This is a genomic window from Pseudomonas sp. LBUM1644 (genome assembly GCF_059716195.1).
Genome location: NZ_CP166812.1, coordinates 1,797,667 through 1,822,539, shown reverse-complemented (window position 1 = coordinate 1,822,539; position 24,873 = coordinate 1,797,667). Strand labels below are relative to the sequence as shown.

At 59.1% G+C, this 24,873-nt stretch carries 21 protein-coding genes; 6 read left to right on the top strand and 15 right to left on the bottom strand.

Going from position 1 to position 24,873, the window contains the following annotated elements; all coding sequences use genetic code 11:
• The first annotated feature begins 11 nt into the window (after positions 1 to 11).
• Positions 12 to 830 carry a uroporphyrinogen-III C-methyltransferase gene (gene cobA, locus ACA052_RS08310; RefSeq protein WP_497649216.1) on the top strand — a complete coding sequence of 273 codons (819 nt, stop codon included), beginning with the start codon at positions 12 to 14 and terminating at the stop codon, positions 828 to 830.
• A 70-nt stretch (positions 831 to 900) separates the two neighbouring features.
• On the opposite strand, the gene ACA052_RS08305 is transcribed toward cobA, so the two are convergent.
• From ACA052_RS08305 to ppsA, 8 genes are all read right to left on the bottom strand, one after another.
• The gene (locus ACA052_RS08305; RefSeq protein ID WP_497649215.1) at positions 901 to 1,935 is read right to left on the bottom strand and encodes an OmpA family protein; all 1,035 of its coding nucleotides are present in this window, start codon (positions 1,933 to 1,935) and stop codon (positions 901 to 903) included.
• A gap of 107 nt (positions 1,936 to 2,042) precedes the next feature.
• Entirely contained in the window at positions 2,043 to 2,633 is a 591-nt protein-coding gene (gene sigX / locus ACA052_RS08300; protein ID WP_497649214.1) for an RNA polymerase sigma factor SigX, read from the bottom strand.
• An 86-nt stretch (positions 2,634 to 2,719) separates the two neighbouring features.
• Positions 2,720 to 3,544, bottom strand: a complete 825-nt coding sequence (locus ACA052_RS08295; protein WP_008027407.1) for a mechanosensitive ion channel family protein — start codon at positions 3,542 to 3,544, stop codon at positions 2,720 to 2,722.
• A gap of 2 nt (positions 3,545 to 3,546) precedes the next feature.
• A complete protein-coding gene (locus ACA052_RS08290) occupies positions 3,547 to 3,795 on the bottom strand; it encodes a hypothetical protein (RefSeq protein WP_008146303.1) in 249 nt (82 codons plus the stop codon).
• A 63-nt stretch (positions 3,796 to 3,858) separates the two neighbouring features.
• On the bottom strand, positions 3,859 to 4,854 hold the full coding sequence (gene cmaX, locus ACA052_RS08285; protein WP_497649213.1) for a divalent cation transporter CmaX: 996 nt from the start codon (positions 4,852 to 4,854) through the stop codon (positions 3,859 to 3,861).
• A 27-nt stretch (positions 4,855 to 4,881) separates the two neighbouring features.
• Entirely contained in the window at positions 4,882 to 5,373 is a 492-nt protein-coding gene (gene rraA, locus ACA052_RS08280) for a ribonuclease E activity regulator RraA (RefSeq protein ID WP_497649212.1), read from the bottom strand.
• Between the two features lie 121 nt (positions 5,374 to 5,494).
• Positions 5,495 to 6,484 carry an alpha/beta fold hydrolase gene (locus ACA052_RS08275; RefSeq protein WP_497649211.1) on the bottom strand — a complete coding sequence of 330 codons (990 nt, stop codon included), beginning with the start codon at positions 6,482 to 6,484 and terminating at the stop codon, positions 5,495 to 5,497.
• Between the two features lie 203 nt (positions 6,485 to 6,687).
• Positions 6,688 to 9,063: a phosphoenolpyruvate synthase gene (gene ppsA / locus ACA052_RS08270; RefSeq protein ID WP_497649210.1), complete on the bottom strand. Its 2,376-nt coding sequence runs from the start codon at positions 9,061 to 9,063 to the stop codon at positions 6,688 to 6,690.
• A gap of 174 nt (positions 9,064 to 9,237) precedes the next feature.
• On the opposite strand from ppsA, the gene ppsR reads away from it, so the two are divergent.
• Positions 9,238 to 10,056, top strand: a complete 819-nt coding sequence (gene ppsR, locus ACA052_RS08265; RefSeq protein WP_497649209.1) for a posphoenolpyruvate synthetase regulatory kinase/phosphorylase PpsR — start codon at positions 9,238 to 9,240, stop codon at positions 10,054 to 10,056.
• Positions 10,057 to 10,212: 156 nt separating this feature from the next.
• Here the strand turns inward: ppsR and ACA052_RS08260 are convergent, their stop codons facing one another.
• Positions 10,213 to 11,622: an aminotransferase-like domain-containing protein gene (locus ACA052_RS08260; protein ID WP_497649208.1), complete on the bottom strand. Its 1,410-nt coding sequence runs from the start codon at positions 11,620 to 11,622 to the stop codon at positions 10,213 to 10,215.
• A 138-nt stretch (positions 11,623 to 11,760) separates the two neighbouring features.
• On the opposite strand from ACA052_RS08260, the gene ACA052_RS08255 reads away from it, so the two are divergent.
• Positions 11,761 to 12,657 carry a DMT family transporter gene (locus ACA052_RS08255; RefSeq protein WP_497650283.1) on the top strand — a complete coding sequence of 299 codons (897 nt, stop codon included), beginning with the start codon at positions 11,761 to 11,763 and terminating at the stop codon, positions 12,655 to 12,657.
• 115 nt (positions 12,658 to 12,772) lie between these two features.
• Here the strand turns inward: ACA052_RS08255 and prpD are convergent, their stop codons facing one another.
• From prpD to ACA052_RS08225, 6 genes are all read right to left on the bottom strand, one after another.
• Positions 12,773 to 14,257 carry a 2-methylcitrate dehydratase gene (gene prpD / locus ACA052_RS08250; RefSeq protein ID WP_497649207.1) on the bottom strand — a complete coding sequence of 495 codons (1,485 nt, stop codon included), beginning with the start codon at positions 14,255 to 14,257 and terminating at the stop codon, positions 12,773 to 12,775.
• Between the two features lie 183 nt (positions 14,258 to 14,440).
• Positions 14,441 to 15,631 (bottom strand): 2-methylaconitate cis-trans isomerase PrpF, encoded by a 1,191-nt coding sequence (gene prpF / locus ACA052_RS08245; protein ID WP_497649206.1) that lies wholly within the window; start codon positions 15,629 to 15,631, stop codon positions 14,441 to 14,443.
• Between the two features lie 56 nt (positions 15,632 to 15,687).
• On the bottom strand, positions 15,688 to 18,282 hold the full coding sequence (gene acnD / locus ACA052_RS08240) for a Fe/S-dependent 2-methylisocitrate dehydratase AcnD (protein ID WP_497649205.1): 2,595 nt from the start codon (positions 18,280 to 18,282) through the stop codon (positions 15,688 to 15,690).
• A gap of 213 nt (positions 18,283 to 18,495) precedes the next feature.
• Positions 18,496 to 19,623 carry a bifunctional 2-methylcitrate synthase/citrate synthase gene (prpC, locus tag ACA052_RS08235; protein ID WP_497649204.1) on the bottom strand — a complete coding sequence of 376 codons (1,128 nt, stop codon included), beginning with the start codon at positions 19,621 to 19,623 and terminating at the stop codon, positions 18,496 to 18,498.
• Between the two features lie 162 nt (positions 19,624 to 19,785).
• Complete coding sequence (gene prpB / locus ACA052_RS08230; RefSeq protein ID WP_497649203.1) at positions 19,786 to 20,676, bottom strand: methylisocitrate lyase; 891 nt, start codon at positions 20,674 to 20,676, stop codon at positions 19,786 to 19,788.
• On the bottom strand, positions 20,673 to 21,392 hold the full coding sequence (locus ACA052_RS08225; RefSeq protein ID WP_497650282.1) for a GntR family transcriptional regulator: 720 nt from the start codon (positions 21,390 to 21,392) through the stop codon (positions 20,673 to 20,675). Before ACA052_RS08225 ends, prpB begins: the two co-directional genes overlap by 4 nt.
• 302 nt (positions 21,393 to 21,694) lie before the next feature.
• On the opposite strand from ACA052_RS08225, the gene rloA reads away from it, so the two are divergent.
• From rloA to ACA052_RS08210, 3 genes are read left to right on the top strand one after another with little or no spacing between them, the layout of a single operon-like run.
• The gene (gene rloA / locus ACA052_RS08220; RefSeq protein WP_497649202.1) at positions 21,695 to 22,231 is read left to right on the top strand and encodes a retropepsin-like aspartic peptidase RloA; all 537 of its coding nucleotides are present in this window, start codon (positions 21,695 to 21,697) and stop codon (positions 22,229 to 22,231) included.
• Positions 22,232 to 22,236: 5 nt separating this feature from the next.
• Positions 22,237 to 23,772 (top strand): osmotic stress tolerance membrane protein RloB, encoded by a 1,536-nt coding sequence (rloB, locus tag ACA052_RS08215; RefSeq protein WP_497649201.1) that lies wholly within the window; start codon positions 22,237 to 22,239, stop codon positions 23,770 to 23,772.
• Positions 23,772 to 24,758 carry an alpha-L-glutamate ligase-like protein gene (locus ACA052_RS08210; protein WP_497649200.1) on the top strand — a complete coding sequence of 329 codons (987 nt, stop codon included), beginning with the start codon at positions 23,772 to 23,774 and terminating at the stop codon, positions 24,756 to 24,758. The genes rloB and ACA052_RS08210 overlap by 1 nt, the downstream gene beginning before the upstream one ends.
• Positions 24,759 to 24,873: the final 115 nt, after the last annotated feature.

Here is a 24,873-nt window from a genome sequence, read left to right as displayed (position 1 = left end):
GGAAAAACACTATGATCGCAAAAGTCTGGTTGGTGGGTGCGGGCCCTGGTGATCCCGAATTGCTGACGCTCAAGGCCGTACGGGCGCTGCGGGAGGCAGACGTGGTGCTGATTGACGATCTGGTGAATGACGCGGTGCTGGAGCATTGCCCGCAGGCGCGGATCATTGCGGTGGGCAAGCGCGGCGGCTGTCGTTCCACGCCTCAGGCATTCATTCACCGACTGATGTTGCGTTACGCCCGTCACGGTAAATGCGTGGTGCGGCTTAAGGGTGGCGACCCGTGCATTTTTGGACGAGGCGGTGAAGAGGCGCAATGGTTGCGTGAGCACGGGGTGGAGGTTGAGCTGGTGAATGGCATCACTGCCGGGCTCGCTGGCGCCACGCACTGCGGTATTCCGCTGACCTTGCGGGGAGTGGCACGCGGCGTGACGCTGGTGACCGCCCACACTCAGGATGACTGCAGCCTGAACTGGCAGGCCCTGGCCCAAGGTGGCACGACGCTGGTGGTTTATATGGGAGTGGCGAAGCTGAGTGAGATTCGCGAGCAACTGCTGGCGGGTGGGATGGCGGCGGATACGCCGGTGGCGATGATTGAAAACGCTTCCTTGCCACATCAGCGGGAATGCCGGAGCGATCTGACAGCGATGGAAGAAGATGCCTACGCCTTTGAGTTGAAAAGTCCGGCGATCCTGGTGATAGGCGCGGTAGCGGCCGACTCTCGCCATTGTAGGAGCGAGCTTGCTCGCGAGGGTGGTGAACGAAAACACGCCGCACCTGACAGCCCGCGGCGCTCTGGCGGTCTTCGCGAGCAAGCTCGCTCCTACACGTAACGCCTAAACCCAAATCGCAGACAAAGAAAAGCCCGGCCTAAGCCGGGCTTTTCTCAGAGCTGCGATCTAATTACTTAGATTGAGCTTCAACCTGCGCTTCTACGCGACGGTTAACAGCGCGACCAGCTTCAGTTTTGTTGTCAGCAACTGGGCGGGATTCGCCGTAGCCAACAGACTGAACGCGGGAAGGAGAAACACCGTACTGGTTGGTCAGAACTTGTTTAACGGCGCTAGCGCGACGCTCGGACAGTTTCTGGTTGTAAGCGTCAGGACCGACGGAGTCAGTGTGACCTTCAACAGTAGTGGTGGTGGATGGGTACTGCTTCATGAAGTCAGCGAGGTTTTTGATGTCGCCGTAGCTGTTAGGCTTGACTACCGACTTGTCGAAGTCGAACTTCACGTCCAGCTCAACACGAACAACTTCAGCAACTGCTGGGCAGCCATCAGCGTCAACAGTTACGTTGGCTGGGGTGTCCGGGCACTTGTCAACGTTGTCGCACACGCCATCGTTGTCGCTGTCGGAGCAGACTTCAGCTGGTGCTGGAACTGGAGCAGCAGCAGGCTTGGAGCCGCCACCGAAGTTCACACCGATACCGACGCTTGGAGCCCACTCGGTGTCGCCCTGGTCGATGTTGTATTGAGCTTCAACGCCAGCACGGGCGTAGAAGTTCTCGGTGAAGTACAGCTTGGCACCGCCGCCAACGTTGGCGAAGGTGGAACGGTTACGACCGCTCGAGCCGTTCTGACCGATGCTTTGATCGGAGAAACCAGCCGAGACGTATGGACGAACCATGTCACCTGGGTTGTTGAAGTGGTACAGGGCGTCCAGAGCGGTATCAGCGCCCTTGATGTTACGACCGTCGTCGGAACGAACGTTGTGCACTTCGTCGTAGCCCAGACGCAGTTCAACGTCGTCGGTCAGGAAGTAACCTACGGAACCGCCGAACAGGTTGCCGTTGTTCTTGAAGTTACGAGCGCTGTCGTACATCTCTTTTTTGGCGAAGCCTTCGATTTCAACTGCGCCTTGGCCTTGTGCCAGCGCGCCGAACGAAGTAGCGGCAATAAGAGAACCAATGGCCAAGCCCAAGGTGTTTTTCAGTTTCATCCGTTAAATCCCCATCTGGTGATTGTGAAGCAGTCCCGCAAACCGGGGGACAACTCGGCGGCAAGTCTATCAGAACTTGCCTACACGTAAGAGATATTTGCGCTGAACTAAGTTTCAGCAATGCCTGCAAATTTCTCACGTAATTTATCTAGAGCGCGTTTGTACCGCATTTTTGTTGCACTCAAGCCCATGTGCATGATGTCTGCGATCTCCTGAAATTCCAGCTCTGCGACAAATCGTAGCACCAGAATTTCACGGTCAATCGGGTTCACAAACACCAGCCAGCGATCGAGTCCACCCTTGTCCTCGGGTTTCGGCGTCTTTTCTTCAGACGCTTCCTCAAGGGGGTCAAGACTCAAAGCATCCATCAAGCGACGCTTTCGCCGTTCCTTCCGATACTGCGTGATGCACTCGTTGTACGTGATGCTATATAGCCATGTCTTGAACTTCGATTTACCTTCGAAGTTCTTCAGCCCATACAGCACCTTCAACATCACTTCCTGACAGACATCGTCTGCATCGCGATCGTTCCCAAGATATCGCGCACAGACGTTAAATAATGTTCGCTGGTAACGCCGCATCAGTTCTTCATAGGCGCGCGTTACGTGAAACAGCTCGGTATGCGAGCGCGCGACCAACTCCTCATCAGAGAGCTCGCGGGGGTCGTAGCGCGTGGAGAGCGATTGAGCTTTATTCAAAACAAGTCGGGCCGACAGTCAGGTCAATGTCCGCCGCAGCCCTACAGGGCATTTTGCGGCGGCATACATTAGCAGGGTTTGCCGGGTTAGCGGCTACTCACATGCTGTTCCAGCAGGATCCGATTGGAAAGTGAGACTAGCTCACCCTCGTCGGTCAGCAATGTGGTTTTAACCGTGCCGATCTCTTCGATCTGACCTTCGACCTCGCCAACACGTACTTGTTGCCCAACCTGGTACAGCTCACGCACATAGATCCCCGCAAGAATCTGACCGGCAATTTCCCGGCTTCCCAAACCCATGGCCAGCGCTACGGCCAGACCAACGGTTATCAAAACGATCACGATCACATGGTTGAGCAGGTCAGTCTTGACCTCCAACTGGCTGATCGCGACCGAAATGCTGATGATAATCACCAGGCCCTGGGCAATTCGCCCCAGGCCCGCCGCGTAATCCAGCCCTACGCCCTCTGCCGCGCCACGCACCAGCCCATTGGCCAGTTGGGCGAGCAAAACCCCTACCAGCAGCACCAGCGCGGCGCCGAATACTTTCGGCAAATACAGCGCAAGCATATCTAGCGTAGCTGAGACTCGCTCAAGTCCAAGAGATTCCGCGGCAGAAACCAGAAAAATCAGCAGAACGAACCAATAGACAATTTTTCCGATCAGGGTCGAGATCGGTACTTGAAGGCCGGCCCGGGACAGTAATTTTGTCAAACCGGTGCCGCCCATCAGGCGATCGAGGCCCAGCTTGGCGAGCAACTTGGACAGCAAAGTATCCAAAAGTTTCGCCACGACGAAACCCAGCAGCAGCACCACCAGTGCGCCGAACAGGTTCGGAATGAAGTTCGCAACCTTGGTCCATAACGCAGTCATTGCAGTGACGAGGCTCTGTGTCCAGAGATCAAGTTCCATATTCAATCAGCCTTATCAGCAGTGCGAACGGTAGGTTTACGGTGACGGGAAACCGGCGCGACATGGGCCGATCCGTTATTCAGGGCGATCATCAGCGCGGGCAGCCAGCGGCCCAGCAGGCTGAACAGATCACCGGCGCCAACCTGGCGGTTGGCGGTTTTCAGCACACGCCCAAGGCACGCATCGTCGTCCCGGGTGGACGGGGACGCCTTGAGCATGTCACGCAAAGACTGTTCAAACGGATCGTGCATACGCACCTCTCGTGATGTCTGTGAAAGACGCGGCCAATTTTGCCCGGGTCACATGACGCAAAGTCAAACCCAGCGCAAACGTCGGAATAACCACCACTGCCCGAGCGCCACCGAGACCATCATCAGGCACGCAATCAGGAAGCCATAAGGGCTGGCAGAGAATGGAATCCCCCCGACGTTTATCCCCAAAAGACCGGTCAGGAAACTCATCGGCAAAAAGATCCCGGTGATGATCCCGAAGCGGTACATCGTGCGGTTCATGCGCACGCTCAAACGCCTGTCTTCGGCCTCGAGGACCAACCCCACCCGCTCCCGAGTCAACTCAAGCTCCTCGAGATAGCGGGTCAGGCTGTTGTTCAATTCATTCCAGTAATCGCCATCATCCTCGACAAACCACGGCAGTTTTGTCCGCGTCAGCTGACCAAAAATTTCCCGTTGCGGAGCAAGAAAGCGCTTCAACGCAGCAGCCCGGCGACGGATCTGCAGAATGGCCCCGTGCTCGGGCGTATACCGTTCGTCGGCATCCAGCTTTTCTTCTTCCTCATCGACCACTTCCGAGAGGCAACTAACCAAATCCTGCACCTTGTTGGTGAGGTACTGCGCCATATAGAGGACAAGTTCGGAGGCGGTTTTCGGTCCTTTCCCGTCCGTGAGCTGCACCAGCAATTCATCGGTGGCGCGCAAGGGACGCAAACGCAAGGAAATAACCCGCTGCGCCGACGCGAAGATCCGCACCGACACCATGTCTTCCGGTTCAGCACCTGGATTGAGATTTACCCCACGCAAAAATAGCAGCAGTTCGCTGTCAGTCAGCTGTAAAAGACGCGGACGAGTGTTCTCTTCAAGCAGGAGGTCACAGCTGAATTCACTCAAGCCGCTGGATTTACGTAACCAGGTCTGGGTTTGGGGATGACTGCGATCCCAGTGCAGCCACAGGCTTTCATGCGCCTGCAGCTGCAAGTCATCAAGTTCAGTCCGGGCTATCGAACGCGCACCGCCTTTACCGTCCAGCACAAGGGCATGCACCAGCCCCCACTGCGCGTTTTCTTCCTCGAACATCCTCACCCCTTTGTTGGTCGCAGCGCTTTATTCAGGCATTTTCAGCGGGCTAGGCGAGATGATCACGCCATTATTGTCCGCGTAAATGAAATGACCTGGATGGAACGTCACGCCTGCAAAAGTCACGGCGACGTTAAGGTCGCCGATGCCGCGCTTGTCGGTTTTCATAGGGTGGCTAGCCAGGGCCTGAACCCCGAGATCGGTTTGCGCGATAACGTCGACGTCACGGATGCAGCCGTAGATTATCAATCCTTCCCAACCGTTTTTCGCAGCTTTCTCGGCGATCATGTCGCCCAATAGCGCACGGCGCAGGGAACCGCCACCGTCGACCACCAACACCTTGCCATTACCCTTGAGCTCGGCTTGCTCCTTGACCAGCGAGTTGTCTTCGAAGCACTTGATGGTCACGATTTCGCCGCCGAAAGAATCACGGCCGCCAAAGTTGCTGAACATCGGTTCCAGCACCTGCACCAGTTCCGGATAGGCGTCGCACAGGTCAGGCGTGAGGTAATGGTTCATCGAGAAACTCCTGTAAAGAGGAAGACAATCGAGGATGTCGCAAAGTGACCGAAAAAGCTCAATGCGTCATATCTTAGCCGCTAGCCGATCAGAGCGAAATGCCCTTGATAGAGCATTGGAATCAGATTGCCGTGGCCAAATCCGGTTTTTCACCGAGCAATGGCGTGTGCTGATTGACCAGCCAGCGGGCCACCAACGGCCAGACTTCAGCCTGTGCCGCTTTGCTGACGAGCATTTCCACGTGACCGAAATTATCGCCAAAGCCCTGCTCGCGACCCAGGTTGATGAATTGCTTGTGCTCGGAACCCACTTGATCGAACAGTTTGCGACAGGCCCAGGTTGGGTCCTGATGGTCGCCGGCGGCACTCACGGCCAACACCGGCACCTGAGCCTCAGCCAATCCCGCCCACCAGTCCTTGTCGGCATCGCCAAAGCGCCCGAACAGACCGTACCAGCGCATGCTTTCCAGGGCCAGGCCAATCGGCTCGTCCTCCGGGCCGCGCTTGAGCCGTGAACCGGACAGTTGGGCGAAACGCTTGAGAATGAAGCGCCCGCTCCATTCCACCGGTGGAATTTTCAACGGCCAATAGGTGCGGCTGACTTGCGTACCAAAAAATGCCGCGGAAGCCACGACTGGCTCGCCGATGTACTCGCCGCCCAGTGCCGCTGCCAAGGTAATGCCACCCAGCGAGTGACCGATCCAGTGCGGGACCTGGCCACTTTGCTCTCGCACGAACGCGCCAATGGCCGGCAGATCGTAACGAGCGTAATCGGCGACGCGGTTCTTGCGGTAGTTCTGGTTGCGTTGGGACAAGCCATGGCCGCGCATTTCCGGGATCCACACATCGAATCCCAAGCGCGTCAGATAAGCGCCCAACCCCAGGCCCTTTGGCGAAAACCAGAACCGGCGATTGGAAAAGCTGCCGTGCAACAGAATGACCGGCACGCCGCGCACTGAGGATTCATCGGCCATGCCCAGACGGGTAACGGCCAACTCCACGGTGCCGTCAGGGCTGTTGCCGGGTTTCAAACGATAGACGTCTTCGCTCAGATCGCCGCGCCGCTCGGCGCTGATCAGGGCGACAGGAAATAGGTTGCTGCTGCTTTGCATAATGCTCTTGCACAAAAAAAGGCGGCGTCCAGAGGAGCCCGCCCTGCTTGAAATCAGGTCAAAGACCGCGATAACTGTAGGAGCGAGCTTGCTCGCGATGGACTTCAGGACACCGTGTTTACTCAGGATAAACGCGTCATCGTTAGCGACCATCGCGAGCAAGCTCGCTCCTACATATTTACATTGCCGGCATTTTCACACCATCAAGCCGAGGCTTGACCTTCAGCCAGGAAGAACCAGGTTTCCAGTACGGAATCGGGGTTCAACGAAACGCTTTCGATGCCCTGCTCCATCAGCCATTTGGCCAGATCAGGGTGGTCCGAAGGGCCCTGACCGCAGATGCCGATGTACTTGCCAGCCTTGTTGCACGCCTGAATCGCATTGGCCAACAGTTTCTTGACCGCCGGATTACGCTCGTCGAACAAGTGAGCGATGATCCCGGAGTCACGGTCCAGGCCCAGCGTCAGCTGAGTCAGGTCGTTGGAACCGATGGAGAAGCCGTCGAAGAACTCGAGGAACTCTTCCGCCAGAATCGCGTTGGACGGCAGTTCACACATCATGATGATGCGCAGGCCGTTTTCGCCGCGTTTCAGACCGTTCTCCGCCAACAGGTCGATGACCTGGCTCGCTTCGCCCAGAGTACGGACGAACGGCACCATGATTTCGACGTTGGTCAGGCCCATCTCATTGCGCACGCGCTTGAGGGCACGGCATTCGAGTTCGAAGCAGTCACGGAACGATTCGCTGATGTAACGCGAGGCGCCACGGAAGCCCAGCATCGGGTTTTCTTCTTCCGGCTCGTAGAGCTTGCCGCCGATCAGGTTGGCGTATTCGTTGGACTTGAAGTCCGACAGGCGCACGATGACTTTTTTCGGCGTGAACGCAGCGGCCAGGGTGCTGATGCCTTCGACCAGTTTCTCGACATAGAAACCGACCGGGTCGTCGTAACCGGCGATGCGTTTGTCGACGCTGTCCTTGATTTCCTGCGGAAGCCCGGCGTAGTTCAACAGCGCCTTAGGGTGCACGCCGATCATGCGGTTGATGATGAATTCCAGTCGGGCCAGGCCCACACCGGCGTTCGGCAGTTGCGCGAAGTCGAAGGCGCGGTCCGGGTTGCCGACGTTCATCATGATCTTGAACGGCAGATCAGGCATGGCATCCACGGAGTTTTTCTTGATGTCGAAGCCCAGTTCGCCTTCGAAGATGTAACCGGTGTCGCCTTCAGCGCAGGAAACGGTCACGCCCTGGCCTTCTTTCAACAGCTGGGTGGCGTTGCCGCAACCGACCACGGCCGGGATGCCCAGCTCGCGAGCGATGATCGCTGCGTGGCAGGTACGGCCGCCACGGTTGGTGACGATGGCGCTGGCGCGCTTCATGACCGGTTCCCAGTCCGGATCGGTCATGTCGGAAACCAGCACATCGCCTGGCTGGACCCGGTCCATTTCCGATACGTCCTTGATGATTCGCACTTTGCCGGCGCCGATGCGCTGGCCAATGGCGCGACCTTCAACCAGCACGGTGCCGGTTTCTTTCAAAAGGTAACGTTCCATGACGTTGGCCTGGGTGCGGCTCTTCACGGTTTCAGGACGGGCCTGAACGATGTAGAGCTTGCCGTCGTCGCCGTCTTTGGCCCATTCGATGTCCATCGGGCACTTGTAGTGCTTCTCGATGATCATCGCTTGCTTGGCCAGTTCGCTGACTTCGGCGTCGCTCAGGCAGAAACGTGCACGATCAGCCTTGTCGACGTCGATGGTCTTGACCGACTTGCCGGCCGTGGCGACTTCGCCGTAGATCATCTTGATGGCTTTGCTGCCCAGGTTGCGACGCAGGATGGCTGGGCGACCGGCGGCCAGCGTGCCTTTGTGAACGTAGAACTCGTCCGGGTTGACCGCGCCTTGTACGACGGTTTCACCCAGGCCGTAGGCGCCGGTGATGAACACCACGTCACGGAAGCCCGATTCGGTATCGAGGGTGAACATCACGCCGGCGGTGCCGGTTTCGGAGCGGACCATGCGTTGTACACCGGCCGACAGGGCAACCAGCTTGTGGTCGAAGCCCTGGTGCACGCGGTAGGAAATCGCACGGTCGTTGAAAAGGGAGGCGAACACTTCTTTGGCGGCGCGAATGACGTTTTCGACACCACGGATGTTCAGGAAGGTTTCCTGCTGACCGGCGAAGGAAGCGTCCGGCAGGTCTTCGGCGGTAGCGGAAGAGCGCACGGCCACGGCCATGTCAGGGTTGCCGGCCGACAGCGTGGCGAACGCGGTGCGGATCTCGGCGTTGAGCTTCTCGGGGAACTGGGCTTCCATGATCCATTGACGGATCTGGGCGCCGGTCTTGGCCAGGGCGTTGACATCATCGACGTCCAAGGCGTCGAGGGCGGCGTGGATCTGATCGTTCAGGCCGCTCAGTTCCAGAAAATCACGATAAGCCTGAGCTGTCGTGGCAAAGCCACCGGGTACCGATACACCGGCACCTGCAAGGTTACTGATCATCTCGCCCAGGGATGCGTTCTTGCCCCCTACGTGCTCTACATCATGGACGCCGAGCTTATCGAGGGAAACTACGTACTCTACCAAGGTGATCTCTCCACTAACTGTGTTGGAAAAGCTCAGAAGCCGGCTGCTCTATGGAGCGTTTGCCAGCTGTATGGCCTGGACCTGGAAAATAAGTGAGAATGCGGGCCATTGGCGGCCAGCAAATCGCGCCTATCATATCCAAGAATGATCATTAGCTTAAGGCCCAAGGTGCAAATGAAACGATCTGCTTTCTTTATTTCCGACGGCACCGGCATCACAGCCGAAACCCTGGGTCAAAGCCTCTTGGCGCAGTTCGAAAACATTACCTTCAGCAAATTCACGCGACCGTACATCGACAACGTGGATAAAGCGCAGGCCATGGTACAACAAATCAACAAAGCCGCCGAAACCGACGGCTTTCGGCCGATCATCTTCGACACCATCGTCAATCAGGACATTCGTGAGATCCTCGCAACGTCCAATGGTTTCATGATCGACATTTTCTCGACCTTCCTGGCGCCGCTTGAACAGGAACTGACCGAGCATTCTTCCTACACCGTGGGCAAGTCCCACTCGATCGGCACCAACTCCAATTACATGGAACGCATCGAGGCGGTGAACTTCGCCCTCGACAACGACGACGGCGCCCGCACGCATTACTACGACAAGGCCGACCTGATCCTGGTCGGCGTGTCGCGCTGCGGCAAAACCCCGACTTGTTTGTACATGGCCATGCAATTCGGTATTCGCGCGGCCAACTACCCGTTGACCGAAGACGACATGGAACGCCTGACCCTGCCTAACGCCCTGCGCGCGCACCAGCACAAGCTGTTCGGCCTGACCATCGACCCGGACCGCCTCACGGCGATCCGCAATGAACGCAAGCCCAACAGCCGCTATTCGAGCTATGCGCAGTGCGAGTTTGAAGTGCGTGAAGTGGAGAACCTGTTCCGCCGCGAGAACATTCCGCATATCAATTCCACGCATTTCTCGGTGGAAGAGATTTCGGCGAAAATCCTCGTTGAAAAAGGCGTGGAACGACGGTTCAAGTAGGAGCTGCCGCAGGCTGCGATCTTTTGATCTTGCTTTGCAAGGCAACATCAGGGTGCCTGATCTACCGCTTTCGCGAGCAAGCCCGCTCCCACATTGACCGTGTACTTCGTGAGCGACACGGTCTCCTGTGGGAGCGGGCTTGCTCGCGAAGAACGATTACGCGGTCTCTGTTAGTGCCCCCGCCAATATTTCAAAACCCTGCAGCAACAACCCATCATCCCCCGCCGAATTACACACACTCGCCCTGATGAACTGCGGCACCGCCCCATGCCCAACCGCAAACATCTCGGCAGTCGCCACCAAAAAATTCTTCTCCTTGAGCTCCGCCGCAATCTGCGACGCCCGCCAAGGCTCCGGCACTTCGATCCAGAAGTGCGGGCTGTGAGGATGGGTTTTGTAGGTCAAACCCTCCAGCAGCCCACGGACCAAGGCCTTGCGCCGACCGATCTCGATAATTTGCTGACCCAGCAATTGCTCCGCCGTGCCGTTCTCTATCCAGTGGCTCGCCACTTCCAGCGTCAACAGACTGGCCATCCAGCACGTCCCGCGCACCGCCGCGCTCAAGCGTCCGATCAACGGTAGCGGCGCGTGCAGGTAACCGACCCGCAAACCGGCTGAAACCGCTTTGCTCACGCTGCCGATCAGCACCGAACGCTCCGCAGCGAAATAACTCAAGGGCAGCGGCCGTTGTTGAGCCAACACCGCGTGGGCTTCGTCCTCAAAAATCAGCAGATTGTGCTGTCGACAGACCTCAGCAATCGCCTTGCGCCGTGGGACAGACATCACCGCCGCCGTAGGATTCTGGATCGTCGGTGTGCAATACAGCGCTGATACGCGGTGATGACGGCAGATTTCCTCCAGGGCATCAGGCATCAGTCCTTCATCATCCATGCCGACGCCGATCAGCTTTATCCCCAGCATGCGTGCGACGCTGATCAAACCCGGGTAGGTCAGGTGCTCCGTCACCAAGGTATCGCCCGCCTTAAGCAGCGCCATCAAGGCACACAACAGACCGTGCTGCCCGCCGTTCACGCAGACGATCTGCTCAGCACTCGGAACAAATGCCTGATGCCGAAGCCAGTGCGCGCCTGCCGCACGATAACGCTGCAATCCGGCCTCGGCGGTGTAACCGCTGATGTACTGCAGCGCCTCAGGATCAAGGGCCAACGCTTGCAAGGCCTGACTCAAAAACAGCGCTTCCTGTCCCGGAATCGGTTGATTGCGGCTCATGTCAAAAAACGGCTGCGGTTCATCGCTGACATTGCGAAAGCCAACATCCCGCGGCCGCTCCATTCCGCGCTGACGCACGTAGGTACCGTCTCCTACGCGCGCGACGACCCGTCCCACACGTTCGAGCTCACCGTAAGCGCGGCTGATGGTGCCGATGGTGACGCCCAGGCTGTCGGCCAACAGTCGATGCGGCGGCAACTTGCAGCCGGGCTCGATCAGACCTTCAGCAATCCCTTTCTCGACGGCATCGGCCAGGCGTTTGTATTTCACGCCAAGCCCGTTGGCGAGGCCGTCACGCAGGATTGACACCATGGCAATACTTACTTTGACAGTCATTCGAGCCCCGAATAGCGTGTTTGAAACAGGTGCAATCAGGGATAGACCTTTTGCAGATCAAGGTCAATTCCGACGACAAACAGGAACTCGATCATGTCCATCGCCATCAGCACGCCCTCAAGCACTGCAAAACCGTGGTTGGCTGCTCTTGTCACCAGCGGGTTGTTTCTGATCGTCTGCCTGAGTTGGGGCACGACCTGGCTGGGTATCAAGATCGCGGTCGAAACCGTGCCGCCGCTGACGGCTGCCGGCCTGCGGTTCCTGATCGCCTTTCCGTTGTTCTTGAGCTTTGCGCTTTTACGCCGCGAACCGCTGCTGTTTCCACGGCAGAGTCGCTGGTTTTTCGTGTTCGTCACGCTGACGTATTTCAGCGTGCCCTACTACTTGCTCAACTACGGCGAAATGCACGTTTCGTCCGGCCTGACCGCGCTGCTGTTCAGCTGCATGCCGGTGTTCATCCTGATTTTTTCCGCTCTGTTTCTGCGGGAAAAAATCTACCCGTCACAAGTGCTCGGCATCGCCATCGGCTTTGGCAGTCTGTTCATGATTATCCGCAGCCAAGGACTGCATCTGGACCATGCCGAATTATTCGGCGTGCTGGCAATCCTCTGCGCCGCCGTCATGCACGCATTGTGTTACGTGGTCACCAAAAAACACGGCAGCGAGATCAGCGTAATCACCTACAACACCCTGCCGATCGGGATCGCCGGGCTGATGTTGTTTGTCGCCGGATTGAACGTCGAAGCGCCGGTGTTCGATACGATCAGCCTGCGCTCGTGGAGCGCCCTGCTCTATCTGGGGCTGGTGGCATCGGTGGGCGGGTTTATTGTTTATTTCCTGCTGCTCAAAAGGTTGAGCCCGATCATTTTGTCGTTTGTGTTCATCATTTTTCCGGTGTTCGCGGTGATCATCGGCGCGTGGTACGAAGGGCAAAGCGTTTCGCGGGAGTTGATGCTGTATTCGGCGATCCTGCTGACGGGGTTTGCCATCACCAAGTTGCCCATCGAGAAATGGCTTAAACGCTGCCCCCTGTAGGAGCTGCCGAAGGCTGCGATCTTTTGATCTTAAAAAATCAAGATCAAAAGATCGCAGCCTTCGGCAGCTCCTACAGTGGATTTTGCGTCATCCGACCAGATTGCGTGTGTCCCGGTCAGATCACGAATAAATCGACAAACCGGTTCACCGGCGTGGCTTCAAGCTTTGCCTGATCCTTGCACAACGCAAAGATCTCGGCGCTGCGCTGGGCGGTGAAACGGGTCGCCAGGTTGGCTTTGAACTTGTCCTCCAGCAACGGGATGCCGTCGGTGCGGCGACGGCGATGGCCGATCGGATACTCCACCACCACCTTCTGCGTGCTGGAGCCGTCCTTGAAAAACACCTGGATCGCATTGGCGATGGAGCGTTTGTCGGCCTCCAGGTATTCGCGGGTGTATTGCGGGTCTTCGACGATGACCATTTTGTCGCGCAGCACATCGATAATCGGATGCGCGGCGTGGAAGTCGTCTTCGTACTGCTCGGCCACCAGGTTGCCGAAGGCCAGCGGCACGGCGGTCATGTATTGAATGCAATGATCGCGATCCGCCGCGTTGGCCAACGGGCCGACCTTGGAGATGATGCGAATCGCCGACTCGTGGGTAGTGATGACGATCTTGTCGATTTCATGCAGGCGATTCCTGACGTGCGGATGCAACGTCACCGCCGCTTCGCAGGCGGTTTGCGCGTGGAACTCGGCCGGGAAGCTGATCTTGAACAACACGTTTTCCATCACATACGTACCGTACGGCCGGGAGAAGCTGAAGGCACGCTTGTGTTCCGGCTTGAGCGCCAGATCGTTGTTGGTGTGGCTGAAGAGCACGTCATACAAGCCCCACTGCTTGGCCGTCAGCACACCGGGAATGCCCATCTCGCCGCGCATCGCGATGTCGGCCAGGCGCACGCCACGGCTGGACGCATCGCCCGCCGCCCAGGATTTGCGCGACCCGGCGTTCGGCGCATGCCGGTAAGTGCGCAACGCCTGGCCATCGGCGAAGGCGTGGGACAACGCCGACAACAGCTGCTCGCGACTGGCGCCCATGAGCTTGGCGGTGACGGCGGTCGAGGCGACTTTCACCAGGATGACGTGATCGAGCCCGACACGGTTGAAGGAGTTTTCCAGCGCGATGACACCCTGAATCTCATGTGCCAGGATCATCGCTTCGAGCACCGCGCGAACGGTCAGCGGCGCGTCACCATTGGCCAGTCGCTTCTGCGACAGGTGATCGGCCACGGCGAGAATGCCGCCGAGGTTATCCGACGGATGTCCCCACTCGGCGGCGAGCCAGGTGTCGTTGTAGTCGAGCCAGCGCACGATGCAACCGATGTCCCACGCCGCTTTGACCGGGTCTAGCCGGTAGCTGGTGCCGGGCACGCGCGCGCCGAACGGGACGACAGTGCCCTCGACGACAGGGCCGAGATGTTTGGTGCATTCGGGAAAGCGCAGCGCCAGGAGGCCGCAGCCAAGGGTGTCGATCAGGCAGTTGCGGGCGGTGTCGAGTGCTTCGACAGACTGGATGTTGAAGGTGAGGACGTAGTCTGCGATGTCCTGCAGGACCGTGTCGTAGTCGGGGCGGTTGTTCAGGTCGACGTTGGCGCTCATGTTCGATTCACTCTTGAAGTGGTTCGTTGATGGGACCTCGGTTCAGGACTAATTTTTTCTTATTTTGGAACGCGATCCCTGTAGGAGCTGCCGCAGGCTGCGATCTTTTGATCTTGATCTTGATCTTGAAAAACAGGATCAAAAGATCGCAGCCTGCGGCAGCTCCTACAGGGGTTGTGTCAGTTAGAAGGAGTCGCCGGGCACGCGGACGAATCCTTCCATCAGCACCCGTGCACTGCGGCTCATGATGGCTTTGTTCACGGTCCATACGCCGTTGACCTGACTGGCCTCGGCGCCTACACGCAAGGTGCCGGACGGATGGCCAAAGCGCACGGCATTCCGCTCGATACCGCCCGCGGCGAGGTTGACCAAGGTGCCGGAAATAGCGGCGGCAGTGCCGATCGCCACGGCGGCCGTGCCCATCATTGCGTGGTGCAACTTGCCCATGGACAGCGCGCGCACCAGCAGGTCGACGTCACCCGCCGCAATGGCCTTGCCGCTGGAGGCCACGTAGTCGGCCGGTTTGGCAACGAACGCCACCTTCGGCGTGTGCTGACGCTTGGCCGCTTCGTCAAGGTTGGAGATCAACCCCATGCGCAATGCGCCGTAGGCACGAATGGTCTCGAACATCGCCAAGGCTTTCGGATCGCCGTTGATCGCGCCTTGCAGTTCAGTACCTGTGTAGCCTATGTCTGCAGCGTTAATGAAAATCGTCGGGATGCCGGCGTTGATCATGGTCGCCTTGAAGGTCCCGACGCCGGGTACTTCGAGGTCATCCACCAGATTCCCGGTAGGGAACATCGAACCGCCGCCGCCCTCTTCTTCCGCCGCCGGGTCCATGAATTCGACCTGCACTTCGGCCGCCGGAAAGGTCACGCCGTCCAGTTCGAAATCGCCGGTTTCCTGCACTTCACCGTTGGTGATCGGCACGTGGGCGATGATGGTCTTGCCAATGTTGGCTTGCCACACGCGAACCACCGCCACGCCGTCGTGCGGAATGCGGCTGGCGTCCACCAGGCCATTGCTGATGGCGAACGAACCGACCGCGGCCGAGAGGTTGCCGCAGTTGCCGCTCCAGTCGACGAAAGGCTTGTCAATGGAGACTTGGCCAAACAGGTAATCAACGTCGTGGTCGGCCTTGATGCTTTTTGACAGGATCACGGTTTTGCTGGTGCTGGAGGTTGCGCCACCCATACCGTCGATTTGCTTGTCGTACGGGTCGGGGCTGCCGATCACGCGCAGCAACAAGGCATCGCGGGCCGGGCCTGGAACCTGGGCCGCTTCGGGCAGGTCTTGCAGGCTGAAGAACACGCCTTTACTGGTGCCGCCACGCATGTAGGTGGCGGGGATCTTGATCTGAGGTGCGTGAGCCATAGTTTTCTCTATTAGGCAGACACGGGACTCAAAGTCCCGTGCCCGCACAGCGTGTATTAGACGGCGACCGCCGATTCTTCGAGGAAGTCCTGCGCGAAGCGTTGCAGCACACCGCCCGCCTCGTAGATCGACACTTCTTCGGCGGTGTCGAGGCGGCAGACCACTGGCACTTCAACGCGCTCGCCGTTTTTACGGTTGATTACCAGCGTCAACTCGGCGCGCGGCGTACGCTCGCCGATGACGTCGTAGGTTTCGCTGCCGTCGATGGCCAGGGTGTGACGGTTGGTGCCCGGCTTGAACTCCAGCGGCAACACGCCCATGCCCACCAGGTTGGTGCGGTGGATGCGCTCGAAGCCTTCGGCCGCAATCGCTTCCACACCCGCCAGGCGCACGCCTTTGGCTGCCCAGTCGCGGGACGAACCCTGACCGTAGTCGGCACCGGCGATGATGATCAGGGGCTGCTTGCGATCCATGTAGGTTTCGATGGCTTCCCACATGCGCATCACTTGACCTTCTGGCTCGACGCGAGCCAGCGAGCCCTGCTTGACCTTGCCGTTTTCCACCACCATTTCGTTGAACAGTTTCGGGTTGGCGAAGGTCGCGCGCTGCGCGGTCAAGTGGTCACCGCGGTGGGTCGCGTAAGAGTTGAAGTCCTCTTCCGGCAGGCCCATTTTCGCCAGGTACTCGCCGGCGGCGCTGTCCAGCATGATCGCGTTGGATGGCGACAGGTGATCGGTGGTGATGTTGTCCGGCAGTACCGCCAGCGGGCGCATGCCCTTGAGCGGACGCGCCCCGGCCAACGCGCCTTCCCAGTACGGCGGACGGCGGATGTAGGTACTCATCTCGCGCCAGTCGTACAGCGGCGTCACTTTCGGACCGGTGTCTTCGTGGATGGCGAACATCGGGATGTAGACCTGACGGAACTGCTCCGGCTTGACCGACGCCTTGACCACCGCGTCGATTTCTTCATCGCTCGGCCAGATGTCTTTCAGGCGGATGTCCTTGCCGTCGACCACACCCAGTACATCTTTTTCGATGTCGAAACGGATGGTGCCGGCGATGGCGTAGGCGACCACCAGTGGCGGCGAGGCGAGGAACGCGTTTTTGGCGTACGGGTGAATCCGGCCATCGAAGTTCCGGTTACCGGAGAGCACCGCGGTGGCGTACAGGTCGCGGTCGATGATCTCTTGCTGGATCACCGGATCCAGCGCGCCGGACATGCCGTTGCAGGTGGTGCAGGCGAACGCCACCACACCGAAACCGAGTTGCTCCAGCTCAGTCGTCAAGCCCGCTTCGTCCAGATACAACGCCACGGTTTTCGAGCCCGGTGCCAGGGACGATTTAACCCACGGCTTACGGGTCAAACCGAGCTTGTTGGCATTGCGCGCCAGCAGGCCGGCGGCAATCACGTTGCGCGGGTTGCTGGTGTTGGTGCAGCTGGTGATGGCGGCGATGATCACAGCGCCATCCGGCATCTGGCCCGGCACATCGTCCCACTGGCCAGAGATGCCTTTGGCGGCCAGATCCGACACCGCCACACGGGCGTGCGGGTTGCTCGGGCCGGCCATGTTGCGCACCACCGAGGACAGGTTGAAGGTCAAGCCGCGCTCGTATTGCGCGCCCTTCAGGCTGTCGGCCCACAGGCCCGTGGTCTTGGCATAATGCTCGACCAACTGCACCTGCTCGTCTTCACGGCCGGTGAGCTTGAGGTAGTCGATGGTCTGCTGGTCGATGTAGAACATCGCGGCGGTGGCACCGTATTCCGGGGCCATGTTGGAAATGGTTGCACGGTCGCCCAGGGTCAGGGCCGATGCGCCCTCGCCGAAGAACTCAAGCCACCCGCCAACGACTTTTTGCTGACGCAGGAACTCGGTCAGCGCCAGCACCATGTCCGTGGCGGTGATGCCCGGTTGCAGCTTGCCCGTCAGTTCGACGCCGATGCTTTCCGGCAGACGCATCCACGACGCACGGCCGAGCATCACGCTTTCAGCTTCCAGGCCACCGACGCCGATGGCGATCACGCCCAGCGCATCGACGTGCGGGGTGTGGCTGTCGGTGCCGACGCACGTGTCGGGGAATGCCACGCCGTCACGCACCTGGATCACCGGAGACATTTTCTCCAGGTTGATCTGGTGCATGATCCCGTTGCCCGGCGGGATCACGTCGACGTTCTTGAACGCCTTCTTGGTCCAGTTGATGAAGTGGAAACGGTCTTCGTTGCGACGGTCTTCGATGGCGCGGTTCTTCTCGAACGCCTCCGGATCGAAGCCACCGCGCTCGACGGCCAGGGAGTGGTCGACGATCAATTGCGTCGGCACCACCGGGTTCACTTGCGCCGGATCGCCACCTTGCAGGGCGATGGCATCACGCAGGCCGGCAAGGTCGACCAGCGCGGTCTGGCCGAGAATGTCGTGGCACACCACACGGGCCGGGAACCATGGAAAGTCGAGGTCGCGTTTGCGCTCGATGAATTGCTTCAGGGATTCGGTGAGCGTGGCCGGATCGCAGCGACGCACCAGGTTTTCCGCCAGCACGCGGGAGGTGTATGGCAGGGTGTCATAGGCTCCAGGCTGGATGGCGTCGACAGCCGCGCGGACGTCGAAGTAATCCAGATGGCTGCCGGGCAGCGGTTTACGGAATTCAGTGTTCATCGTCAGGACTCGGTCACGGTAATTGCAAAAGGTGGGGCCAGACGCCGATGCTGAAATGCCCCCGGTCCTCTGTAGGAGCTGCCGCAGGCTGCGATCTTTTGATCTTGATTTATCTAGCGATTCAATCATCGCCGAAGATCAAAAGATCGCAGCCTGCGGCAGCTCCTACAGGTTTCTCGGTTCATTCAGCTAACGTCGCTGGCTACCCACCATTCAGCGTTGTTCGATTGGCACGAACTTGCGCTGTTCGACGCCGACGTACTCGGCGCTTGGGCGGATGATGCGGTTGTTGGCGCGTTGTTCGAACACATGCGCCGCCCAGCCAGTCAGGCGCGAGCAGACGAAAATCGGTGTGAACAACTTGGTCGGGATACCCATGAAGTGGTACGTCGACGCGTGATAGAAATCGGCATTCGGGAACAGTTTCTTCTGTTCCCACATGGTCTTGTCGATGGCTTCGGACACCGGGAACAAGACGGTGTCGCCCACTTCTTCAGCGAGTTTTTTCGACCAGCCCTTGATCACCTCGTTGCGCGGATCGTTGTCCTTATAGATCGCGTGGCCGAAGCCCATGATCTTGTCCTTGCGCTCAAGCATGCCGAGGGTGCCTTTGATCGCCTCTTCCGGCGAGCTGAAGCGCTCGATCATTTCCATCGCCGCTTCGTTGGCGCCGCCGTGCAGCGGACCCCGCAGGGAACCGATGGCGGCGGTGATGCAGGAGAACATGTCCGACAGGGTCGAAGCGCACACCCGTGCGGTGAAGGTCGAGGCGTTGAACTCGTGTTCCGCGTAGAGGATCAGCGACACGTTCATCACTTTGACGTGCAGCTCGCTTGGCTTCTTGCCGTGCAGCAGGTGCAGGAAGTGCCCGCCGATCGACTGCTCGTCACTCACGCATTCGATGCGCTTGCCTTCGTGGCTGAAGCGATACCAGTAGGTCATGATCGCCGGGAACGCGGCCAGCAGGCGGTCAGTCACGTCGTGCTGCTCGGAGAAGTCTTTCTCCGGCTCGAGGTTGCCCAGGAACGAGCAACCAGTGCGCATCACGTCCATCGGGTGGGCGTCGGCGGGGATGCGTTCCAGCACTTCCTTCAGCGCTTGCGGCAGGTCGCGCAGCTTGCTCAGCTTGCTCACGTAAGCGGCGAGTTGTGCCTTGGTCGGCAGGTCGCCGTACAGCAGCAGGTAAGCCACTTCTTCGAACTGTGCGTCAGCCGCCAGTTCACGAACGTCGTAGCCGCGATAAGTCAGACCGGCGCCCGACTGGCCCACGGTGGACAGTGCGGTTTGCCCGGCAACCTGGCCACGGAGCCCGGCGCCACTGAGTACTTTTGCTTCGGCCATTGCTGTCTCCAATTTTTGAATTTGTTAGGGAATCGGCAAATTGTGATTCATCAGGTTATTCGGGTGATGCCGAAAAGATCGCAGCCTCGTTGCACTCGACAGCTCCTACAGAAAGGAATGCCGTCCCTGTAGGAGCTGCCGAAGGCTGCGATCTTTTGATCCTCATTTCTTCGTAGCAAACAACGCATCGAGCTTCTGCTCGAAGGTGTGGTAGTCGATGCGATCGTAAAGCTCCATGCGGGTCTGCATGGTGTCGATGACGTTCTGTTGCGTGCCGTCGCGGCGGATCGCGGTGTAGACGTTTTCCGCGGCCTTGTTCATCGCGCGAAAGGCCGACAATGGGTACAGCACCAGCGACACATCCGCTCCTGCAAGCTGCTCGGTGGTGTACAGCGGTGTTGCGCCGAACTCGGTGATGTTGGCCAGGATCGGCGCTTTCACGCGGTTGGCGAACAATTTGTACATGTCCAGTTCGGTAATGGCTTCCGGGAAAATCATGTCGGCGCCGGCCTCGATGCACGCCGCGGCGCGATCCAGGGCGGATTCCAGGCCTTCCACCGCCAGGGCGTCGGTGCGGGCCATGATCACGAAGCTGTCATCGGTGCGCGCATCGACGGCGGCCTTGATGCGGTCGACCATTTCCTGCAGCGACACGATCTCTTTATTAGGACGGTGACCGCAGCGCTTGGCGCCCACCTGGTCTTCGATGTGAATCGCCGCCGCGCCGAACTTGATCATCGACTTGACGGTGCGCGCGACGTTGAACGCCGAGGAACCGAAACCGGTGTCCACGTCCACCAGCAGCGGCAGGTCGCAGACGTCGGTGATGCGGCGCACGTCGGTCAGCACGTCATCCAGGCCGGTGATGCCCAGGTCCGGCACGCCGAGGGAGCCGGCAGCCACCCCGCCACCCGACAGGTAAATCGCCTTGAAACCGGCGCGCTTGGCCAGCAGTGCGTGGTTGGCGTTGATCGCGCCGACCACTTGCAGCGGATGTTCGCTGGCGACCGCATCGCGGAAACGCTGGCCTGGAGTGCTCTTGTTGGAACTCATGACTCACCTCGTTCAGTGGCTGTCGGTTTAGCGCCGTCCTGATAGTGACGGGCGATATTGCGTTTGGAGGCGCCGATGTGGCGGCGCATCAACAACTCGGCCAGTTCACCGTCACGGTCGGCGATGGCATCGAGAATTCGGTGGTGCTCGGCAAAGGCCTGATGCGGGCGATTGGGCACGCTGGAGAACTGGATGCGGTACATGCGCACCAGTTGATACAGCTCGCCGCACAGCATCTGCGTCAGGGTGCGGTTGCCGCTGCCCTGGATGATTCGGTAATGGAAATCGAAGTCGCCTTCCTGCTGGTAGTAACCGACGCCCGCCTGGAACGCCTCATCGCGCTCGTGGGTTTCGAGGACGCGACGCAGTTCGTCGATTTCTTCGAGGGTCATGCGTTCGGCGGCCAGGCGACAGGCCATGCCTTCCAGGGATTCGCGGATTTCGTAGAGTTCCAGCAGCTCGGCGTGATTGAGCGACACCACCCGTGCGCCGACGTGCGGCACGCGGACCAGCAGGCGCTGGCCCTCCAAGCGGTGGATCGCCTCACGCAGCGGCCCGCGGCTGATGCCATACGTGCGCGCCAGTTCTGGCTCGGAGATTTTGCTGCCCGGAGCGATCTCACCCTTGACGATGGCTGCCTGAATGCGCCGAAAGACGTTTTCGGAAAGTGTCTCCGAATCGTCCTGGGCTATAACCGGGGGATCGAGTTGATCCAGCATATTGTCGACACCTTGAAAGCTGATGCCGGAAAAACTAGCGAAAACAGCAGTAACAGTCAAAGGATAATTAGATATTGTCGACAATCGTCTAATAACCGCTTGCACCATAACGAAGCAGCCCCTCTGTTTATAGCCGCCCGCCGACGCTGGCGCCATAAAATCACCGTGCTAGAATGCCGCCCGCATTTGTTTGTGACATCTGCACTGCCTGTCATAAATAGCTGATAGGCATACGAAGGAGCTTGCGCAGCGATGCCAGGGCCTTGAATCGAAACACGGACCGCTGCGCACCAGGATTTATGAGACTCAAGCCCTTCCCCACCTTCCTTTATCTCCTTTGCCTTCCCGGTGTCGCCGCGGCGGGGGAAAAGACCGTGTATGGCCTCAATGAGTACGCTTCTCTGGATGGCATCGACCTGGAAGTCGCCGCCAAACTCGACACCGGGGCAAAAACCGCCTCCCTGAGTGCCCGCGACATCAAACGCTTCAAACGCAACGGCGAATCCTGGGTGCGCTTCTATCTGGCCATTGACACCGCGCACTCGCACCCGATTGAACGGCCATTGGCCCGGGTCAGCAAGATCAAGCGCCGCGCCGGTGACTACGACCCGGAAGAAGGCAAGAAGTACACCGCCCGTCCGGTGATCGAGTTGGATATCTGCATGGGCTCGGCTTTACGCAGCATCGAAGTGAACCTGACTGACCGCAGCGCCTTCCAATATCCGCTCCTGATTGGCTCCGAAGCCCTCAAACGTTTCGACGCGCTGGTCGACCCCAGTCTTAAATACGCTGCTGGCAAACCCGCCTGCGCCACCGACGCACATACCGCAGAGTAATTCCAATGCGCTCTCTTACCCTCCATCTGAAAGTCCTGATCGCCATCCTGGTGGTGCTGGGCATTTCAGTTACGGCCTATCAGATCTTCGTACTCGGAATTCCCGTGACCGAAGACGCCACGGACGACTTGTGGAACATCGACGCCAAGGTCGAGTTCGTCGCCAGTGCCAAGGACCCGGTCAAGATCCAGATGTTCGTGCCGCCGCTGAGCCGCGATTACGTCAGCCTCAACGAGAGCTTCATCTCCAACAACTACGGCGTGGCCGTGAACCGCGTCGACGGCAACCGCAAGGTCACCTGGTCGGCGCGTCGGGCCAAGGGCAACCAGACCCTTTATTACCGCCTGGTGCTGACCAAGCGTTACACCGGTGAAAAATCCAAGGTCAAGGGCCCGACCTTCCGCGACAGCATTGCCGTCGAAGGCCCTGAGAAAATCGCCGCCGAAGCCCTGCTCGCGCCGATCCGGCAGCACTCGGCCGACGTCGAAACCTTCATCGGCGAAGCCATCAAGCGCGTCAACAACCTCAACGACGACAATGTGAAACTGTTGCTGGGCGGCGATCCGGCCACCGCGAACAAAGCCCGAATCGTCGAGCTGGTACTGTCCATTGCCCACGTGCCTGTGGAGAAGGTCCACACCATCCGCCTGGTGGCCGACCAGCCGCAATTGCCTGAACTCTGGCTGCGCAGCTTCAACGGCACCGACTGGCTGTACTTCAACCCGGAAACCGGTGAACAAGGCCTGCCGACTGACCGCCTGCTATGGTGGACCGGCGACGAAAACCTGATCACTGTCGATGGCGGCAAAAAAGCCAACGTGACGTTCAGCCTGAACAACAGCGAGATGAACGCGATTCGCCTGGCCAAGCTGACCGACGAAAATACCGACGCCAACTTCCTCGAATACTCGTTGTACGGTTTGCCACTGCAAACCCAGCAGACGTTCATGATCATGGTGATGATTCCGATTGGCGTGCTGGTGATCCTGATCCTGCGCAACCTGATCGGCATCCAGACCCTCGGCACCTTTACCCCGGTGCTGATAGCCCTGGCCTTCCGCGAAACCCAGCTCGGCTTCGGTATTGTGCTGTTTACGATCATCACGGCGCTGGGGCTGTCGCTGCGTTCCTACCTTGAGCACTTGAAGCTGCAAATGCTGCCGAGGCTGTCGGTGGTGCTGACGTTCGTGGTGGTGCTGATTGCGACGATCAGCCTGCTCAGCCATAAACTCGGGCTGGAACGCGGGTTGTCGGTCGCGCTGTTCCCGATGGTGATTCTGACCATGACCATCGAACGCCTGTCGATCACCTGGGAAGAACGCGGATCGGGGCATGCCATGAAAGTGGCGATCGGCACGCTGTTCGCCGCGTCCCTGGCGCACTTGATCATGACCGTGCCGGAACTGGTGTACTTCGTGTTTACCTTCCCGGCGATCCTGTTGATCCTGGTGGGCTTCATGCTGGCGATGGGTCGCTATCGCGGCTACCGCCTGACCGAACTGGTGCGTTTCAAGGCGTTCCTGAAGAAGGCTGACGCCTGATGTTCGGCTTCTGGAAGACCTGGAAGGCCCTGGAAGCCCGGGGCATCATGGGCATCAATCGGCGCAACGCGGACTACGTGCTCAAGTACAACAAGCGCAGCCTGTACCCGATCGTCGACGACAAGATCATCACCAAGGAACGCGCCATCGCCGCCGGCATCCATGTGCCGGAATTGTATGGGGTGATTTCCACCGAGAAGGAAATCGACAACCTCGACGAGATTGTCGGCGGGCGCAGCGACTTCGTGATCAAACCGGCCCAGGGTGCGGGCGGTGACGGCATCATCGTGATTGCCGACCGATTCGAGGGCCGCTATCGCACAGTGTCCGGAAAGATCATCAGCCATGAGGAAATCGAGCACCATGTCTCCAGCATCCTCACCGGCCTTTACTCCTTGGGTGGTCACCGTGACCGCGCGCTGATCGAATACCGCGTGATCCCGGACCAGATCTTCAAGAGCATCAGCTACGAAGGCGTGCCGGACATTCGCATCATCGTGTTGATGGGGTATCCGGTAATGGCCATGCTGCGCTTGCCGACCCGCCAGTCCGGCGGCAAGGCCAACCTGCACCAGGGCGCCATCGGCGTCGGTGTCGACCTCGCCACCGGCCTGACCCTGCGCGGCACCTGGCTGAACAACATCATCACCAAGCACCCGGACACCACCAACGCGGTGGATGGCGTGCAACTGCCCTACTGGGACGGCTTCATGAAACTCGCCGCCGGCTGCTATGAGCTGTGCGGGCTGGGTTACATCGGGGTCGATATGGTGCTGGACCAGGAGAAAGGCCCGCTGATTCTTGAGCTCAATGCCCGGCCGGGGTTGAACATTCAGATTGCCAATGACTGCGGGCTGACGTTGCGTACGCATGCCGTTGAAGCGCGGCTGGAAGAGCTCAAGGCTCGCGGTGTGACTGAGACGATTGAAGAGCGTGTGGCGTTTGTGCAGGAGATGTTTGGGCATATTCCTGCGGTTGAGGGCTGACCTGTGGCGAGGGGATTTATCCCCGTTGGGCTGCGCAGCGGCCCCGAAATCAGGCCTGCTACGCAGCCCAACGGGGATAAATCCCGTCGCCACATGCTCTCGCCTGCAGCCCCCC

Coding starts and splice junctions, on each gene's coding strand:
- cmaX (WP_497649213.1), bottom strand. CDS start 4,854: ATGTTCGAGGAAGAAAACGCGCAGTGGGGGCTGGTGCATGCCCTTGTG.
- prpD (WP_497649207.1), bottom strand. CDS start 14,257: ATGAGCGCCAACGTCGACCTGAACAACCGCCCCGACTACGACACGGTC.
- rloB (WP_497649201.1), top strand. CDS start 22,237: ATGCGCTCTCTTACCCTCCATCTGAAAGTCCTGATCGCCATCCTGGTG.
- rraA (WP_497649212.1), bottom strand. CDS start 5,373: ATGAACCATTACCTCACGCCTGACCTGTGCGACGCCTATCCGGAACTG.
- ACA052_RS08305 (WP_497649215.1), bottom strand. CDS start 1,935: ATGAAACTGAAAAACACCTTGGGCTTGGCCATTGGTTCTCTTATTGCC.
- ACA052_RS08275 (WP_497649211.1), bottom strand. CDS start 6,484: ATGCAAAGCAGCAGCAACCTATTTCCTGTCGCCCTGATCAGCGCCGAG.
- ACA052_RS08295 (WP_008027407.1), bottom strand. CDS start 3,544: ATGGAACTTGATCTCTGGACACAGAGCCTCGTCACTGCAATGACTGCG.
- prpF (WP_497649206.1), bottom strand. CDS start 15,631: ATGGCTCACGCACCTCAGATCAAGATCCCCGCCACCTACATGCGTGGC.
- ACA052_RS08210 (WP_497649200.1), top strand. CDS start 23,772: ATGTTCGGCTTCTGGAAGACCTGGAAGGCCCTGGAAGCCCGGGGCATC.
- prpC (WP_497649204.1), bottom strand. CDS start 19,623: ATGGCCGAAGCAAAAGTACTCAGTGGCGCCGGGCTCCGTGGCCAGGTT.
- rloA (WP_497649202.1), top strand. CDS start 21,695: ATGAGACTCAAGCCCTTCCCCACCTTCCTTTATCTCCTTTGCCTTCCC.
- cobA (WP_497649216.1), top strand. CDS start 12: ATGATCGCAAAAGTCTGGTTGGTGGGTGCGGGCCCTGGTGATCCCGAA.
- acnD (WP_497649205.1), bottom strand. CDS start 18,282: ATGAACACTGAATTCCGTAAACCGCTGCCCGGCAGCCATCTGGATTAC.
- ACA052_RS08260 (WP_497649208.1), bottom strand. CDS start 11,622: ATGACTGTCAAAGTAAGTATTGCCATGGTGTCAATCCTGCGTGACGGC.
- prpB (WP_497649203.1), bottom strand. CDS start 20,676: ATGAGTTCCAACAAGAGCACTCCAGGCCAGCGTTTCCGCGATGCGGTC.
- ACA052_RS08290 (WP_008146303.1), bottom strand. CDS start 3,795: ATGCACGATCCGTTTGAACAGTCTTTGCGTGACATGCTCAAGGCGTCC.
- ppsR (WP_497649209.1), top strand. CDS start 9,238: ATGAAACGATCTGCTTTCTTTATTTCCGACGGCACCGGCATCACAGCC.